Source organism: Pseudomonas sp. FSL R10-2189 (assembly GCF_009600325.1).
GTDB lineage: Bacteria > Pseudomonadota > Gammaproteobacteria > Pseudomonadales > Pseudomonadaceae > Aquipseudomonas > Aquipseudomonas helleri.
In genome coordinates this window covers 1-18,358 of record NZ_WIVZ01000024.1, presented here as the reverse complement: position 1 = coordinate 18,358, position 18,358 = coordinate 1, and the positions used below count along the sequence as shown (strand labels likewise).

The window sequence follows — 18,358 nt, the reverse complement described above, 5'->3', positions numbered from 1 at the left end:
GCGCCTACAACCCTTGTTGCAGCGCTGGATCATCAGGATTTAGCTGCTCCAGTTGCGCCAGCAGCACCTGTACATTCTGTAGTTGACCGGCCTCTTTCCAGTAGCGAATCAACAACAGACGTGCCTTGCGATTGGCGGGCTGGCGTTGCAGCAACTCTTCCAGCTGGCGCTGCGCCGGTTCCAGTTGCTCCAGCTCATGCAAGGCAATAGCGAGCTTGTAGCGGTACTCGCTGTTGTCTGGCTCCAGCTCAACCGCTTTGGCCAGACCCAACAACGCGTATTCGGTTTGCCCGTGATTGAGTAACCAAATCCCCAGTGCGTGTTGCAGGTACGCTGAGTCGGGGTGGGCTTTAAGCTGATTGGCCAGCAGTTCACGCGCCTGATCGGTTTTGCCGCGTTTATCCAGCAGATCAATCTGCGCCACCACAGCCTTGAGATTCTCCGGGTCCAGCGCCCGGAATTTTTCCAGTGCCGCCTGCGCCTCGTCCAGTTGCCCTTCATGCAGATACAAACGCGCGAGCTGACCTTGGGCTTGCGGGTCGTCGGGTTGTGTCTTGAGCGTGCGCTCGTACTCGTCGATGACTTGCTGCAGCGGGCCGAAATACAGACCTTGCTCATCAGGAGACAAGCCCAGCAGGGCGCTGGCGGCGGCAAAGCGAACGCTTTGCTCGGGGTCATCCAGCAGCGGGCCGAGCAGCAGTGTGCGCTGAGCATTGGGCACCAACCCTGCAATACTTTGTATCGCCGCCTTACGCACTAGCGGTGACGAGTTTTGCAAGTCTGCATCGGCCAGCTTCAGGGCTTGCGGGCTCGGGTAGTTAGGCAGCTCGGCATGCAGGCTGGCGCGGCGAATATCGGAAAGATCAGTGCGTGCCAGTTGCTGATACAGCACCCTGGCGGCCCCCGGCTGCCCGTTATGGGCTTGTTCCAGAGCGGACGAATAGCTGTGATTGATCGTGTTTGACGGCGCGGTGCCCGGAGCAGGGCGCATCCAATACCAAAGGCCCACTGCGATCAGAGCAGACAGAAGGCTTACAACCAGGTAACGGCGAGGCTGAGACATGCAAAATCCAGTAACAGTCGTGCGTATGAAGTGCAAGATTGGGACAGTAGAGGGCTTGAGTCAAACCAGAAGAGCAATTGACCTGAAAACTGTAGTCGCTGCCGCAGGCTGCGATAAGGTCCGCAGGAGCTTCGCTTTAGACTCAACAGCAGGGTCGCTGCGCAACCCATCGCAGCCTTCGTTCCTTGTCAGCGACTACAGTCAGGCGCACATGCACAAACAAAAAAAAGCCCCGCGACCGAATGAACGCGGGGCTAAAAATTGGTTGGTTGCGGCCAACCAAAGGAGCTCTTTACTTCACTGTGCGAGAGCGACGGTCTCGGCTTGCCAGCCACCACCCAGGGCTTTGTAGATCGCCACTACACCGCGAAACTGATCCACTTCTGCCTGGGCTTGGCTGTCTTCTGCCGCCAGGCGCTCACGTTGGGCGTCCAGCAAGACCAAAAAATCCACCGTGCCTTCGCGGTAGCGAATCGCTGCCAGGTCAGCGGCGGTGCGGCTGGCTTCGCTTTGGCGAATCAACGAAACCAAACGCTGCTGGCGTTTGCTGTAGTCACTGAACGCGTTCTCAGACTCTTCCAGGGCCAGCAAGACTTGCTGTTCGTAGTTGGCCAGCGCGCCATCAGCCTCTGCGTTGGCGCCGCGCAAACGTGCCCGCACGCTGCCCAGGTTAAACGCAGGCCAGGTAATGCTCGGGCCTAAAGCCCAGGCATTGGCCGCCGCCGAACCGATCTGCGAACCACGCCCGGCGGTAAAGCCCAGGAAGCCGCTGAGGCTGACTCGCGGGAACAAATCCGCCTTGGCTACGCCAATCCGGGCCGTAGCGGCTGCCAGCTTGCGTTCGGCGCTCAAAATGTCCGGGCGACGTTGCAGCAAGTCGCCGGGATTGCCGATGTTCAAGGCCTTGGCGATGGCAGGCAGCTGCGCCGGGCTCAGATCAACGCTGAGGTTTTCTGGGCGCTCACCCAGCAGCGTGGCGATGCGGTTGCGCTCGCGCACTTGCTCGGCCTGCAGTTGTGGCACGCTGGCCTCAACCGCCGCAAGCCGGGCATCGGCGCGCACCACATCGAGTTCATCACCGACGCCGGCATCACGCAGGCTGACAGTGATGGCCTTGGAGTCCTGCTGGTTTTTCAGGTTCTCCAGGGCGATATGTTCACGCAATTGTGCGCCGCGCAGTTCACCGTAAGCGTCCACCAGCTCGGCAATCATGGTCACTTGCAACTGATACAGGTCTGCCGCAGCAGCCTGTTCGTCGGCATCGCTGGCCTCCAGCTCACGCTGGATACGGCCAAACAGGTCGACTTCCCAGGCCATGTCCAGGCCCAAATCGTAGCGCTCACTGTTGACGCGCTTTTCAGTGGTGCCCGGCACCTGCCCTTTGCCCACATCGCTGCTGGCACGGCTGGTAATGGTCGGCATGGTGTCTGTGCTGACGTCATCACGAATGGCGCGGGCTGCCCGCAGACGGGCAAAGGCCACGCGCAACTCACGGTTGCCTGCTAGCGACTGAGCGACCAGTTTGTTCAGGGTCGGGTCGTCGAACTGCTGCCACCAGATCCCTTGAAAATGCGCCCGGTCAAAGCCCTTGAGGTTATCGGCGCTGATCTGTGCAGGCTCGGTAGCCGGGGTTTTGTAATCCGGGCCAACGGCGCAAGCGCTCAGGGCCAGCACCAGAAGGCTGGGAAGGAAAACTTTCAGGCTCATTGTTGCGACTCCAACTTGAGGTGCCGCGCCGCTTTGCGCGCTTCACTGCGCTCAACATAGTTGCGGATCAACACATAGAACACAGGCGTCAGCAGCAGGCCGAAGAAGGTCACACCGAGCATCCCGGAGAACACAGCAACACCCATCGCATGGCGCATTTCAGCACCCGCGCCAGTGGACAGCACCAGCGGCACCACACCCATGATGAAGGCGATGGAGGTCATCAGGATCGGACGCAGACGCAGGCGGCAGGCTTCCAGCACCGCAGCCAGCGGGCTGAGGCCTTCGGCTTGTTTGTCCTTGGCAAATTCGACGATCAGAATCGCGTTTTTACACGCCAGGCCCACCAGTACGATCAAGCCGATCTGGGTAAAGATGTTGTTGTCACCCCCCGAGGCAATAACCCCGGTGATGGCCGACAGCAAGGTCATCGGTACGATCAGGATCACCGCCAGCGGCAGGCTCCAGCTTTCGTATTGAGCCGCCAGTACCAGGAAGGCCAGCAATACGCAGAGCGGGAAGACGAACAGCGCGGTGTTGCCAGACAGGATCTGCTGGTAGGTCAAGTCGGTCCATTCGTACGTCATGCCGTTCGGAAGTTCTTCCTTGAGCAGTTTGTCGATGGCTGCTTCAGCCTGGCCCGAGCTGTAGCCCGGGGCCGCGGCACCGTTGATTTCGGCGGTGATAAAGCCGTTGTAGTGCATCACGCGGTCCGGCCCCGAGGTGTCGCTGACCTTGATGAAGGTCGCCAGCGGGATCATCTCGCCTTTGTTGTTACGCACTTTCAACTGGCCGATCTGGTCGGGTTCGAGGCGGAACTGTTGTTCGGCCTGAACGTTCACCTGATAAGTACGACCGAAGCGGTTGAAGTCGTTGGCATACAACGAACCCAGATACACCTGCAGGGTGTCGAAGATGTCGCTCACAGCCACGCCATGGGTCTTGGCTTTATCACGGTCGATCGCTGCGTCTACTTGCGGCACGTTTACGGTGTAGCTGGTGAACAGACCGGCCAGTTCTGGCACGTTGTGGCTTTTGGCGATGACGTTCTGTACTTCTTTATAGAGCGCTTCATAGCCCAGACCACCACGGTCTTCGACTTGCAGACGGAAGCCGCCAATGGTCCCCAAACCTTGCACCGGCGGCGGCGGGAAGATCGCAATGTAGGCTTCTTCAATGCCACCGAACTTGGCGTTTAGGGTTGCTGCAATGGCCGCAGCCGACTGGCTTGGGTCTTTGCGCTGGTCAAAGTCCTTGAGCGCCACGAACACGATGCCGCTGTTGGGGCTGTTGGTGAAGCCGTTGATCGACAGGCCCGGAAAGGCGATGGAGTTGGCAACGCCCGGTTGCTTGAGGGCAAAGTCGGACATGCGCTTGATCACATCTTCGGTACGGTCAAGGCTCGCCGCATCCGGCAGTTGAGCGAAGGCCACCAGGTACTGCTTGTCTTGCCCCGGCACGAAACCGGTCGGGGTGTGGGCGAAGCCAAAGAAGGTCAGCACCATCAGGCCTGCGTACACCAGCAAGGCGATACCGCTGCTGCGGATAACCCGAGCGACAGTGCCGACATAGCCGTGGCTGGCACGCTCAAAGAACCGGTTGAACGGGCGGAACAACCAACCACCGAAGAGCTTGTCCAGAATCCGTGTGAAACGGTCTTTGGGGGCGTGATGGCCTTTAAGCAACACTGCTGCCAGTGCTGGCGACAGGGTCAGCGAGTTGAAGGCCGAGATGACCGTCGAGATGGCAATGGTCAGCGCGAACTGTTTATAGAACTGCCCTGTCAGCCCGGAGATAAACGCAGCCGGAATAAACACGGCGCACAGTACCAGCGCTGTGGCGATGATCGGGCCTGTCACTTCGCGCATGGCGCGCTTGGTGGCTTCTACCGGTTCGAGTCCAAGCTCGATGTTTCGCTCGACGTTTTCCACCACCACAATGGCATCGTCGACCACGATACCGATGGCCAGTACCAAACCGAACAGCGACAGGGCATTCAGCGAGAAGCCGAACATGTGCATGACCGCAAAGGTACCGATCAACGACACCGGCACCGCCGCCAACGGAATGATCGAGGCGCGCCAGGTCTGCAGGAACAGGATCACCACCAGCACCACGAGAATCAGTGCTTCGAACAGGGTGTGAATCACCGCCTCGATAGAACCACGAACGAAGATCGTCGGGTCATACACGATGCTGTAGTCCATGCCTTGCGGGAAGCTCTTCTTCAACTCGTCCATCTTCGCGCGAACTTCGTTCGAGATATCGATGGCGTTCGAGCCAGGACGCTGGAAAATCGGGATCGCGACCGCGGGCTGGTTATTGAGTAAGGAGCGCAAGGCGTACTGGCTTGAGCCCAATTCAACCCGGGCAATGTCCTTCAAACGAGTGATTTCACCGTCATCGCCTGCGCGAATGATGATGTTTTCAAACTCTTCCTCAGTGACCAGACGGCCTTGGGTGTTCACCGACAGCTGGAAGCTGGTGGCGTTCGGGGCAGGGGGCGCACCCAGTGCACCGGCTGCTACCTGGCGGTTCTGTTCGCGAATGGCGTTGACCACGTCAGTGGCGGTCAAATTGCGCGAAGCGGTTTTGTTCGGATCAAGCCACACACGCAACGAGTAATCGCCCATGCCGAACAACTGCACGTCACCCACGCCGCCCAGGCGGGCCAGCTCATCCTTGATGTTGAGGATCGCGTAGTTGGACAGGTAAAGCATGTCGTAGCGCTGATCCGGTGAGGTCAAGTGCACCACCATGGTCAGGTCGGGCGATGCCTTGTCTACCGTAATACCGATGCGCGTCACTTCCTCGGGCAACTTGGGCTCGGTGCGGGTTACACGGTTTTGCACCTGCACCTGCGCGTTGTCCAGGTCAGTGCCCAAGGCGAAGGTAATGGTCAGCGTGAGTTTGCCGTCAGCAGTGGATTGCGAAGACATGTACAACATGTGTTCGACACCGGTGATGGCCTGCTCCAATGGCGCCGCCACGGTTTCACCGATCACTTTAGGGTTGGCACCCGGGAAGTTGGCACGCACCACCACCGTTGGCGGTACGACCTCCGGGTATTCGCTGATCGGTAACTGGAACAGCGAAATGCCGCCCGCAATCAAAATCAGCAGCGAAAGCACGGCAGCGAAAATCGGCCGTTGAATGAAGAACTGGGAAAAATTCATCGAAGTTGTCGTCCCTTAACCGCGAGGAGTCGCAACGCTGGCCAGCTTCGCCGCAGGGGTTGCGGGCGTTGCAGGTAACAGGTTGCTGGCTTCCAGGGCGTGTCGTTGTTGCGCCAGTGCGGCGAGGGTTTGTTCGTTGGCCATCGGGATGACTTCAGGGGTCACCGGCGAGCCAGGACGCACCCGTTGCAGGCCCTTGACGATAATGGTGTCGTCTTTGTTCAGGCCGCTGCGAACAATGCGCAGGCCTTCGATTTTTGGCCCCAGGTCAATGGCCCGGTAGGTGGTGTTGTTATTACCGTCCATTACCAATACGAATTTTTTGCCCAAGTCGGTGCCGACTGCTTCGTCATTGATCAGCACGGCTTCGTAGGTGCCACTACCGACCAGTTTTAGGCGCGCGTACAGACCCGGGGTGAAGCTGCCATCCGTGTTGTCGAACACCGCGCGACCACGAATGGTGCCGGTTTTAGGATTGACCTGGTTGTCGACGAAGTTCATCTGGCCCAAGTGCGGGTTGCCCTCTTCGTTGGACAGCCCAAGATAAACCGGCGTGGTCTGGCCACGCTTGCCATCGCGTGCCAACTGGTTGTACTTGAGGAATACACGCTCGTCAGCGTCGAAGTAGGCATACACCTTGTCGGTCGACACCACGCTGGTCAGCGGCGTGACATCCGCCGTGACGATGTTGCCGGCGGTGATGTCGGCACGGCTGACACGGCCAGTGATCGGCGAGGTGACGCGGGTAAAGCTCAGGTTGAGTTTGGCCAGATCCAGTTGCGCCTGGATAGCAGCGACGGCAGCGCGCGCGGCCTGGGAGGCGGTGCTGCGCGAGTCAGCCAGTTCAGCGGAAATCGCGTTGCTCTGACGCAGACGCTCGCCGCGCTGAGCTTCGTTTTCACTGCGGGTGGCATTGGCGCGAGCTTGCTGGAGTTCGGCTTCAAGTTGGCGGACCGCCGCCTGGAACGGGCGCGGGTCGATCTGGAACAACAGATCGCCTTTTTTGACCAGGGCACCTTCAGTAAAGGCAACCTGATCAATCTGGCCCGACACACGCGGGCGGATTTCAACGGTTTCGGGTGCTTCAAGGCGACCGGTGAACTCGTCCCACTCGTTCACGGGTTGCTCAAGCACTTTGGCCACACTGACTTTTGCAGCAGGTGCAGGAGCAGTCGCTTGTGGAGTTTTACCGCATGCACTCATCACCACGATCGCCAGGGCCGCGAGTGGGAAGCGCAAATGTTTCAGTGACTGTTCCATGAGGGGGAGTCCGCCAATCTATTGAGATGGGCGGGATAATGCTGTCGCGCGCGCCGGGGCACGAATCGAACCCAGCGAAGGTTAATATCATTCAGAATGATACAAAGCTTGTCCAAGCCCTCTAGCCTGCGCGTTTTATGAGTGAGCTATCAATTAAATTCGTATTTAAACAGGGTGAAAGTCCGCTGCATTACCGGAATGAGGATTGCTCGCTGTAGGCCAGCAGGGCTTTAACACGGTGCATTTGGCCGTGGCTCAGTAGCCAATTTGACGGTAATCATTTGGACACATAAAGCTGCCTGTAAGACCACCTTGGCACATGACCTGATCACTACGCTTTTTGAATCATTGTGTAAAACAGGTCATTTCTTATGTCTTCGTTACATCAGCACACACCGTCATTAACAGCCTTTGACCCCAGAGGCCTGACCCTGCGCACGGTGGCTTATCATCGCGCCCGAGCCCAGGATGAGCCTCAGGCACGCGTGCATAGGCAAACGTTTAGCGCCGGCGGCCAGTTGCAAGAACAGTGGGATGCGCGTCTGCATCGCCTGCAAGAATCTGACCCTGCGGTGCAACCCAATCAGCACCTTCGGCACAGTTTGAGCGGGCGCGTCTTGCGCAGCCACAGTATCGATGCCGGTTGGCGTATTGCATTGAGCGGTATTGCGGGTCAGTTATTATCGGTCTGGGATGCCCGTGGCTCACAGCAGCGTTATGAATTTGACGCTGTTCTCAGGCCGGTTGCCGTGTTTGAACAAGCCGACGATGACGCGCGCGAGCGTTGTACCGAGCGGTTGGAGTACGCCGCTATGAACACCCAACATTCAGCGCGCAACCAGTGTGGCCGACTGATTCGTCATGATGACCCTTCCGGGAGCGTGCTATTCGAGCAATACGCCTTGTCAGGCGCCATTGCCCGGCAAGGCCGCCTGTTTTTACGGGCAGAAGAAGCGCTTGACTGGTCTGCGCAACTCGATGTGCGCATGGCGCAATTGGAGACTGAGTGTCATACCAGTGCGTGGCGCTACGATGCGTTGGGTGGTCTAGTGGAGCAAACGGATGCCAAGGAGAATCGCCGGCAAACGTTATACGGCCCTGAGGGCGAGCCTACAGAGGCCTTGCTGGTGTTCAGCAGCGGGACGCGCAAAAGGTTGTTCGACTTGCGCACCTATAACGCTCAGGGCCAGGTTGAGTCAGAGCGTGCGGGCAACAATGTGCTGACGCTAGCCACGTACAGGCCTCACGATGGGCGTTTGCTAAATCTGACAACGCGCAAGCCGGGGAGTACCCAGCTGATTTTGCAAGATCTGACCTACACCTATGACCGCGTCGGCAATGTGCTCAGTATCAGCGACGCGGCACAACCCACAACGTGGGCCAGCAATACCAAAATCGACGCCACCGCCAGCTTTGAATACGACACGTTATCCCAGTTGATCAAGGCGACCGGCCGCGAATATGCGCAACATGCGATCGGTCCGGCGTTACCGGCACTGGTGCAGTTTGGTTCAACCGATAGCAGCCTGATGCGTAACTACATCCGCCACTATCAGTACAACGAGGGCGGCAATCTTGTGCAGATGCAGCACGTGCCGTCCAGCGGTCAGGGGTACACCCAGCGCATCAACACCGCCGCGCACAGTAATCACAGCGTACTCAACGGTCTCGATTCGTACGCTGACCCGCTCAAGGGGTTTGATAAAAACGGCAACCAGCAATTACTCATGCGCAGTCAGGCCATGAGCTGGAATGCACGCAACCAACTGCAGCGGGTCACGCAAGTGGTTCGTCAGCAGGGGAGCAGTGACGACGAAACCTATGGCTACGATGGTGCAGGCCTGCGGGTTTTCAAGAGACGCTCAAGCCTGGCTAAAAACCGCCAGCACATTGAGCAAGTGCGCTATTTGCCAGGCCTTGAGTTGCACAGTAATGACGCCACAGGCGAGTCGTTCAATGTGCTGTCGATTGAGGCCGGGCTCACCCGCATGAGGGCCCTTGTATGGGAGAACAAGCGTCCTGCGGGTGTTGCAGACGAGCAACTGCGTTTCAGCCTTGTGGACGCGACAGCCAGCAGTACCCTTGAACTTGACGAACAGGCGGCCTTGTTGAGCCAGGAAGGGTACTACCCGTTTGGCGGTACAGCCTGGTGGGCTGCGAAAAGTCAGGTCGAGACCAGGTTCAAGACGGTGCGTTACTCCGGCAAAGAACGTGACGCTACCGGGCTCTACTACTACGGCTACCGGTATTACGCGCCTTGGCTGATGCGCTGGGTCAGCCCCGACCCCGCAGGCGATGTAGACAGCCTTAACCTGTATGCAATGGTCGGCAATAACCCCGTCACCTTCACCGACGCGGCGGGGCTGGCGTCGAACCAAACGCTTGCTCGTTTTTTAGCAAGAATAATAATTACAGGCGCACTGACCCTGGTCGGGTATGCATTGGGCTGGGCAGCAGGCTATCCACGAGAGGGCGCGATGACCGGCGCGGCGGTGGGTGTTGGTTTGGGTTTAATGAGTTGGCGCACGAGTGTCGCAGCAGAACAATTGCAATCCATGGGTTCAGGGGAGGAGAGATACGCCCAGTTGGTCGCCAATGTCATTCTGGAAACTTCAAAGCGCAGGGGGCTGAGCAGAGAAGAGACAAACAGGCTGGTTAATTTTATTTATACCCATCGTCAGGGATATCAAGGAGAAGGGCTTGCCATCGCTTTCAGCCCTGCGGCCAACGAAAATATCTATGCCTACATTGGGCCTGCTCGGGCAGGTCTACAGCTAAACGTAATGGAAAGCACGCGTGAGCCCACGCCAAGGGAAATTAGACAGATAGGCTTCAAGAGTATTCAGCTTCGAGATTCGGAGCGTGCAAGCACTTCAGCGCCACCAGCACCTCGTCCCTCATCCGCTCAGGGCAGTGTCAGCCAGTTTGAAACTCAAGCGGCTACTCATCTGGCCAAAAAAAAACTGGGTAATAGACAACAGCCAGCGCCCTCCGGTGAAAGCACTTCGCAAGCGGGCGCAGCGTCTGAGCCCCGCTTCATTATTGACGAGTCGCAGATAGCGCATTTAATGGAGGGCGCTGCAGGACGAAGCATTGGTATTACCCTGGGTCATTTGCAAGAGGGGCGTTTTGCAGCGGTTAACTGGCATCGTCATGCTGACAGACTCTGGTCTGCAGACATACATGGTCATCCGGGATCAACCAGGCGAGGCGCTGTACGGTTGATGCTTGAGCACACAGGCGGCCGTACTTACCGGGCAGTCGGTCTTCGCGATCCACATCGGCGCTAATGACCCGAGCGGTATAGTTCGCTGTTACGCGGGCCGCATGCCACGTCGTACTGGGGTCACCCAGTACGACGGGAGCTCACCTAAGTGTTTGAATCTGGCTCGTGCGTATCGTTTTCGTCTTCGCTGATGGTGTACCAGGTGCAATAGGTCTGGCGGCTGAAATCACCGTTGGCACGCAGTGTCTTGATCACGCGCCCCAGTGGGTCGTAGAAGAGTTGGTCACAGTAGCCGTTTGCGCGCAGTGACGCGTCATTCAAGTAACGGTATTGATCAGCAAAGTACGGTTGGTACTGACGGATTGCCTGACCTTTGTTGTTGTATTCGACCCGGCCGCTGACTCGCCAACGTTTGTCGCTGTGACTGCTTACCGGTTTTTCGCTGCTGTCCAGTGTCAGGGCGCCGTTCTTGTCGATTTGATAAGCAGGCCCAGGCACGGTCAGTTGTTTGTTTTGCAGAACCCGGCCGAATCCGTCGCTGCACGCCAGGCTGATACGGATGATCAGCTCAGCGCTGTCGGGGCTGGTGGGGTAGCGGTCGGCTTGCAGCACCGCCACATGCACGGGTTCACGGTTTTTCATCCAACTGAAGGGCTGATAAAAAAAGGCGCTGGCCGCTTTCTGCACGGCTTTGCCAGGATCAGCAATGGCGGCTTTCGGGCTGTCATCTTTGGGGCGGACATAGTTATCCAAGGGTCAAACCCCACGGGCTTGCTGTCTTCTTCGCCGTAGAAGCTGGTGACCAGCAACTGACCAAATGCGTTATAGCGCGCCTCTTGTACGTTGCTTTGCGGGTCGGTGATCTTTATCGGCAGCAGGCATCGATAGTCATGTTTAGCCTGGGTTGTGCAGCCATCTGGAGTTTTAACCGAGGTGACCAGGTAGTGGTAGCGATCATGTTCAACCACGGTGACCCCATGGTCTTCTGTGGCGCGAAAATGATTGGCCCGGTAAAAATCGGCAAGATCGCTATAGATCGCAAAGCCTTGTTTGATTGCCCATAACGCGGTTTTGGCGGGTTTTTCAGACAGGTCTGGCTCTGGATCTGGCAGAAACGGAGTCATCGGGGTGTAGTGGGCCTCGGTCAGAGCCTTTTCCAGGTCGAAAGGTTCGGCTCCGGGCATGCGTGGTACGTCGTCATACACGGCCAATGCCTGTTCATCCAGTTCCGCGTGTTCACTGTGATGCTCCAGCGCCTGAATAGAGGCCTGGCCTGCAGGCAGAGGGGTAGAGCTTTGAGCAAGGCAGTAATAGTGCTCGGACATGCCCGCCAGCACGCGCTCGGCATTGACGCCTAAAGGGCTGTCAGCGGTGTCTGAAATGAAGTGCTCGTAGCTGATGCGTCCGTCGTCCAGGGTGTTCGCGCCTTTGCCTTTAGGTAACACTAATGCATTGCTGCGCTGCCGATAGGGCAAGCCCAGACGCCAGCATTGAGGCTCGACCAAGTGAATGGCCTGGGCGCGGGCTTCTGTCAGGTAGTAGGCTTGTTGCGCTGAATCGTGGGTATCGCGCCACCATGTTTGCTGATGTGTGTCGGTGAACGGCGGCGTGTCGGTCGGTGTTTTACGTCGTGCGTAATTGATTGCCACACCGTGTTCCAGGCTGCCGTACGCGTCTACACGCAGATTGAGGGTATGACTGCAGGCCGGATCAAGCGGCTCGCGCTCATAGCGCCAGGCAATCGACTCAATCGCCAGCAACATGCACCCCGAAGGCTCCAGCATGCGGACCATGTAGCGTTGCTGATTGACGGAGTAGGGCACAGCGGACTCCGTTGGATCGTTGGCGGCGTAGATCTCCTCGCGCAGCGGCGATCCACTTAGGGCCTTTTTCATTTCCTGGACCATCGAGTCCGAGCGAGTGGTGACCAGTGTGTCTTGAAAGCTGTCGGTGTCCAGACGGCTGAGCAACGTTAAACCTGGGCCCTTGGCATTTTTGTCCTTGTCGTAGTAACCAGTGAGTGGCATGTCGATGTGTTTGCCGGTGTGAAACCACGATTTTCTCAGCAGTGCATCGCTGTGTTCGGTACCTGAAGGCTCACCGAGCAGGTTGGGCGTGTCAGTTTCAAGCAGTAAACCGTATCCCTGGAACGAGCGTTCCCGACTGTCATAAAACCCTTCCCGGTACTGGAACTGCTGGATCATGCGGTTGCCGCTGATCAAGTCTTGTTGCTGCTGCTGGCTGACCAGATGCAACGGGAATGGCAAACCGCTGACCAGGGGTTTTTTGGCAAACTGACGTTCTTGTTTTTCATCCAGCCATTCCTGAGCGCTACTGCGATAGCTCAGGGTTGCCGTCGCCCCCATATTGTTGGTGGCGCCGGTCAGCAAGTAGGGCTTGTGACTGACAAAGTCATAGCGCCAATGGCGGGGTGCGGAATGCGTCGTCGTCAACACCAGACTGGAGCAACCAATGCCCTGTAAATCGGCAGTAGTGACTTGGCAGAAACGATCATGACGCACGCCTTCCGGCCACTTTAAAAAGGCGGGCGGCGATTGCAGGCCATTACCAAAACGGTTCATAAAAATCTGCACATGATCGGTTTCTAGATACAGCAGGTCGACCGCCCCGGAACCATCCAGATCAGCCAGCAGAACCCGCGAAGGATCGAACGCGGTGTAACTGAAAGGTAGTTTGGCGAACACAAAACTTTTACCGAAACGCCCGCGTCCCAGGTTTGGCCAGCAGGTGATCTGGTCATGGCGAATACGGATCAGATGCTGCTGCCCGCTACCCAGTACATCACTGAACGCGACCAACTCAGTGGCCGAGTTACCCGGTTGCGGCAGGGCGTCAGCGTCGGGTTCATGGTCTATCTGCTGGGCTGGCGTAAACCCTGCAGTGCCCTGATTGATATATAACCGAACACTTTGGCTGCCGATCAGGGCAAGGTCCTGGATCCCGTTACCCATCAAGTCGGCCAGTTGGCCGGCAGGGTGGAAAAACTCTTGGGGCAGTGCTGCAAACGGGGCAAAGCCTGACCAGCTTCTGTCGCCATTGAGGGTAAAAAAACCGCTCATGCCGGGCTGCGCGAGCACCCAGTCCAGCTGGCCATCGCCGTTTAGATCGCTCAGTGCTTGCAGGATGGGTTGGCTTGAGTCTGCAACAGGCAGGCGAGGCAAAACTTGCGCCGGGCCATAGTTCACCGCGTCCTTGCCCTCAGACGGCGATGCTCTAAGCGGTTCCCGGTAAGTCCAGTTGTGGTCGGAGCGGCTGAGCACTCCCGGCAAACCATCGTTGTATAAATCCACTAGCTGATAGCCTGTCTGACTGAGGGGCACCTGCAAAGCGTCGAAAGGCCGGTAGTTTTCAGGTTTGGTTTTCAGCAAAAAGGCGCTGTACCTCAACCTCAGCGGCGGCCACTCACCTGTGCTGTCGGATGCGTCGTAGGCCTGATTTTGTACGGTGTGCAGCAGATTTCCGCCTGTTTCGGTGAATTGGTACTGCAATACCAAGCGACGAACCAGCACCGGAGCCGGGCCCATCTCGGGCTCCTCAGGAAAGTAATGGAACATCAAGATTTGCTGACACAACCTTTGCGTGCCGAGCTCAAATCCGTAGGCATAACTAGAAAACGGATCCAGACGCTGTAACCAGGGTGTCTGTTCGGCGTAAGTGGGTTTTTCGGTCAGCCCGATTGCCCGTTCTCCATAGTCCAGTACCAGCTCAAAGTGCCACTGTATGTCTGCTGGGGCATGGCTATTCCAGAGCACGAGATTCTTCAGTGCCTTGAGATTGGCATAGCAAACACGTACCAGATAACGCTGCGCCCGATAGTCATGGGGTTGGCTGGCGTCTTGGGCGGCCGTCTCACTTTTGTAGTCGTAGTAAATATGTTCGCCGTGGGGGCTCAAACTTTCTTCAAGCAGCCATTGTGCAACATGCTCGGGCGCATCGGGATCTGCACAGCGCGCCGCTTGGGTTTTGCCAAAAAAATGGATGTTTCCATCGCCACTCTGTACCAACCAGAAACCCGACGTGTCTGCGCTGGTCGACCAATGTTCGATACGATCAAAAGTGCTTTCGATACGCGGAAAATAACGCACCACAGTGTGTGGCGCGCTGAGTTCTACACCGTTGTACTCACTGACGGTGTTGGAGATGAGCGCCCCTTGTGCGGTGCGCTGGGCGAACATTTCCTCACCGCCAGCGCTGACAAAACCATCCTGCTCGGTGTAGGACGGTACGCCCTTGAGGGTATTACGAACAATGGCCCCGACCGATAAACCCCACCCCATGCCGAAAGGGCTATTGCCGAGCGTGCTGCGGTAACTGAGGCTCAATGACGGGGCGTAAGCGCGACCGGGTGACAGCGGTAGCGGTATATCGAACGATGCCTGCCCCGTCATGCCCACTGCACCCCAACCGGTGCCGATGCTCTGGATGGCGCCCCCGCCCTTGGGCAGAGCCGGCGTAAGAACCTCATTATTGCCAGGTTGGCCGGTCATGCTCTGCCTCCCGGATTTTTGGCGGTGTAGCGCACGTGCACAATGATGTCAGTCAACGAGTCCAGCAGGATGGTCTGATCTTTAGGGTTGGGAAATGCCAGTTGCCAGCGAGACACCGCGCCAGTGTATTCGAAGGGTAAGTAGCGCTCATCGTGATCGAAATTCAGAGTAAACAGGCCGCTGTCATTCAGGCCGGTAGACAGGGCTATTTCTTCTTGTACGTGCAGGTTTTCCTTGATGCTGTCTGGCGCTTCGGAAAACTGGATTTTGTTGTAAGTCTGGGTCAGGGTGGCCTTGATGTTCTCATAAGGCCCCAACGTTGCAGGAAGCGACACACTGATGCTTTTCATTCGGCGCAGATAGTGCCCCGGATAGTCAGCATCAAACAGTGCTTGAGTGAGCTCAAAATCAACGATGCCGTTGACCAGGAGATTAGCTTTTAGCGCGCTCCACTCTTGATTCAGCGTCGCATCGCTGTCTTTGCGGTGCAGTTGGCGCAGTGAAATGGTTTTACTGATTTCCAGCGCCCGCTGGTTATGCTGCAGGTAGGCAGTGCTCATTTGCAGCAGATTGAGCTTAAGCGACTCGCCCGCTGCCAGACCCCGGTATTGGTTGTTCCACAGGGTGTTCTGAATAAAGGTTCGGGTATAGTCAGCCTGCTCAAATTGCCAGCATGCTTGAGCGGCCAGGCACAGTGAATGAGCCATGTCATAGGCCTGGAAGTAAAACGTCGACAGTTGGCTGTTGAGCCACTGATAAAGTTGAACGCTGCAGAAGCGTTTGCTGAGTGTCTCGTAAGTCGCTTTGGCCTGTATCAACGCCGTTTCAGTGTGTCTGAGTTGTAAGCGCGAGACACGGGTTTGCTCGGCATAAGTTTCAAGCTGGGCATCAATTTGACTGAGCTCAAGCTGGGCTTGCTCCAGTGCGTAACTCCACTCTTGGTTGCGGCGGTTGAATTGCTCGGTGCGTTCAAGGTGCAGAGCATTGGAGCGTTTTATGTGGGCTGCACCCTGGAGTGTTGCTTGTAGTGCGTGCGCAGCGCCTTCATATCGCACACCACCATTTGAAGTGCCGAAAATATTTGGCACTAACATGGCAAAACCTGCAGCCGCCTGGGCGGTATAGGCGCCGATCTCCACCATTGCACTTTCCTGATACTCCTGAGTGGCCCGGGTTTCACCCGGGTTGACACCTTCCAGCAATTGTTTCTCGAAGTACTTGGTGCGGGCTTCGACGACCCTGCGACCGGCGCGCAAAGCCAATTGATTTTTTTCATCAACGAGCAGTGCTTGAGCCTGCTGTTCTACAGCCACTGCGCTCAGGTCCCATGCCTGTGCATATTGCTGCGCGATCTGTTCTGTCTGCTCTTTTCGCTCAAGTAGCGACAGCAAGGTGTTTCCAAATTGAATCAGGTTATCGACAGCCAGCATGGCCTGCGCATGCATCACCTGGAAGCGATAATGGCCAGCCTGGATCTGCTGTGTGTGCAAGGCAGTGATGTGACTGTTTCCTCCTTGAGCCGCTCTTGACAGTAGCGCATGCGGTGATAGCGGGGTGGCATACAAGGAGAGTTGCAACGGTTTACCCGCGAGGTCGAGATGGTGGCGCAAGTTATGCAACCGACTGTCTATTTTGTCCCATCGTGCGGTCAGACCTGGGTTCAAAGGCCGGACAAAATAAGGTGTGTCTGCCGTGAGTGAGGACTGATTGTCGTGAGCGGAGCTACGACTTGGAACCGCTAATGCCACGTCTCTCTGGCTGACATTCGCTTCCAGTTTTCGCAGGTCATCGGACGCTGTCGCACTTAGTTTTTCAAGAGTGATTCTGGTCCATGGGTCAATGGTTGTAAGGTCCGGGCGTGGTCCGAGCAAGCGTTTAGCGCGTACATACCAAAGCTTGGCTTCTGCCATGCTGTCGGCGGTCATTTGTCGGTAAGCGGCATCGCCTCGATTGATCAGAATATCCAGGTACAACTGGTACAAGGCCTGGCGAAAATGAACAGGCGCACTTAAAGCAATTTGATTTGGATCGTAAGGGTTGTCGCGTGCATAACTGGGTTCTGTGATGGGTGTTGTCAGGAGTTTAAGTCGCCAGAAACCGGACATTTCATCGTTAACATCAGTTTTGCACCCCGGGTTGAAAAGGTAATGCAGCCATTTCTGAGCTTCTGCATAGCGCTGCTCCATATTCAGGCGATAGGCGATCAGCCAGGGCAGGTAAAGAAATAGCTCCCAGTAGTACTTGCCATGGGCGCCATGAAAGTCAAGTGGCTGTAATTGGCCATCTTCTGTTAATGGAGCTTCGAACCATGAATCGGGGGGTAATGAGAAGAGTGCTTCGAGGCTGACATTAGCCGCTTTTGTCAGCGTTTCGGCAAAGCCGGTATTCATGCGTATAGGCGTACGAGGCTCATTTTGTTGCGGTAAATCACTGCGTTTAATGATTGAATCGCTGAAGTCGATACATTCGGTTGTGCTATTGGCGTTAGATAAAACGCGCTTAAGTTTTGGCGCCAGTGGAATAATGGACTTAGCCTTTTTGTCCAGCGTGACTGTCACTTCCTTGAGTGCATAGCCCAACAGGTAAGGTTGCGAGTGCCTGATGTCCACCTCGAGAATGGCAACACCATGCAAAAGGGTTATTTGTGCCTGCCTGGAAACTGTCGGTGCTGCTTTATTAGTTACAGCATAGGGTTGTAGGGATTCAGCGTCGAGTTGCACTTGAGTTGTAATTGACTGTCCAGGCTTTAGTTCAAGAAACGTATCTTTTAGATAGCGACGTGCTTCGTCCTCCTCGCCAATGATTAGGGTGTTTCTGCGGAGTATTCTTTCCGAAGTAGGCGGATTATCCTTGAGAGGAATGATGACGATTTGCTTGTAGGTACGATTAAAAGCTGTGGCTTTCAGGTGTTCGAACAATAAAACGTTTAATAAATCCTCCGGGCTGTCGGGTTTTAGCTTGACAGTGATCATGTAGGGGGCGGAATTAAGACTGATCAGCTGGTTGAAAGTGTCTGTGTTTATTGTCCAGTCTGTCAATTTGATGGTTGCTTGGTTGTTTTCAAGTATTAGTTCGGTCAGGTGTTCACTTGAGGGTGGCTTGATAAAATCGGAAAATGTTTCAAGGCTTCTGGTGTTGGTAATGACGATTTGTTGTAAATGCCGAGAAGCGAGAGCTTTTTGTGTAAATGTGATAGAGGAGTATGAGTCTAGTCGCGTGTTGGGCTGGCCGTCTACGGTAAAGGTAACCACCAGTTCAAGCCTGATCTTGTTCGGGCCTGTGCTTGACTCAAAAGTGAGTTTTAAGTGTTTTGGGAAGTGTTTTTCTACGGCGGACTTTATTGGCTCTTCGCATTTAAGGGTGTAGCTGATTTCTAAACCCTCCTGACTTCAGCAAGCACCTGGCTATGTAATTGGTT

8 protein-coding genes are annotated in these 18,358 nt (G+C 56.3%); 1 reads left to right on the top strand and 7 read right to left on the bottom strand.

Annotated features, from left to right (window positions below; genetic code table 11):
* Positions 1-4 precede the first annotated feature (4 nt).
* From GHO32_RS17210 to mexE, 4 genes are all read right to left on the bottom strand, one after another.
* On the bottom strand, positions 5-1,063 hold the full coding sequence (locus tag GHO32_RS17210) for a lipopolysaccharide assembly protein LapB (RefSeq protein ID WP_153332780.1): 1,059 nt from the start codon (positions 1,061-1,063) through the stop codon (positions 5-7).
* Between the two features lie 297 nt (positions 1,064-1,360).
* The gene (locus tag GHO32_RS17205) at positions 1,361-2,770 is read right to left on the bottom strand and encodes an efflux transporter outer membrane subunit (protein ID WP_153332778.1); all 1,410 of its coding nucleotides are present in this window, start codon (positions 2,768-2,770) and stop codon (positions 1,361-1,363) included.
* Positions 2,767-5,946, bottom strand: coding sequence for an efflux RND transporter permease subunit (locus GHO32_RS17200; protein ID WP_153332776.1), 3,180 nt, complete (start codon positions 5,944-5,946; stop codon positions 2,767-2,769). The genes GHO32_RS17205 and GHO32_RS17200 overlap by 4 nt, the downstream gene beginning before the upstream one ends.
* A 15-nt stretch (positions 5,947-5,961) precedes the next feature.
* Positions 5,962-7,206, bottom strand: a complete 1,245-nt coding sequence (mexE, locus tag GHO32_RS17195) for a multidrug efflux RND transporter periplasmic adaptor subunit MexE (RefSeq protein WP_048373348.1) — start codon at positions 7,204-7,206, stop codon at positions 5,962-5,964.
* A 749-nt stretch (positions 7,207-7,955) separates the two neighbouring features.
* Here mexE and GHO32_RS17190 point away from each other — a divergent pair.
* The gene (locus GHO32_RS17190) at positions 7,956-10,496 is read left to right on the top strand and encodes an RHS repeat-associated core domain-containing protein (RefSeq protein ID WP_372239827.1); all 2,541 of its coding nucleotides are present in this window, start codon (positions 7,956-7,958) and stop codon (positions 10,494-10,496) included.
* An 80-nt stretch (positions 10,497-10,576) separates the two neighbouring features.
* Here GHO32_RS17190 and GHO32_RS26905 read toward each other — a convergent pair whose 3' ends face one another.
* From GHO32_RS26905 to GHO32_RS27230, 3 genes are read right to left on the bottom strand one after another with little or no spacing between them, the layout of a single operon-like run.
* Positions 10,577-11,074, bottom strand: coding sequence for a hypothetical protein (locus GHO32_RS26905; RefSeq protein ID WP_256665431.1), 498 nt, complete (start codon positions 11,072-11,074; stop codon positions 10,577-10,579).
* Positions 11,071-14,940 (bottom strand): SpvB/TcaC N-terminal domain-containing protein, encoded by a 3,870-nt coding sequence (locus GHO32_RS17185; protein ID WP_256665430.1) that lies wholly within the window; start codon positions 14,938-14,940, stop codon positions 11,071-11,073. The genes GHO32_RS26905 and GHO32_RS17185 overlap by 4 nt, the downstream gene beginning before the upstream one ends.
* Positions 14,937-18,191, bottom strand: a complete 3,255-nt coding sequence (locus GHO32_RS27230) for an insecticidal toxin protein (RefSeq protein WP_153442931.1) — start codon at positions 18,189-18,191, stop codon at positions 14,937-14,939. The genes GHO32_RS17185 and GHO32_RS27230 overlap by 4 nt, the downstream gene beginning before the upstream one ends.
* Positions 18,192-18,358 lie beyond the last annotated feature (167 nt).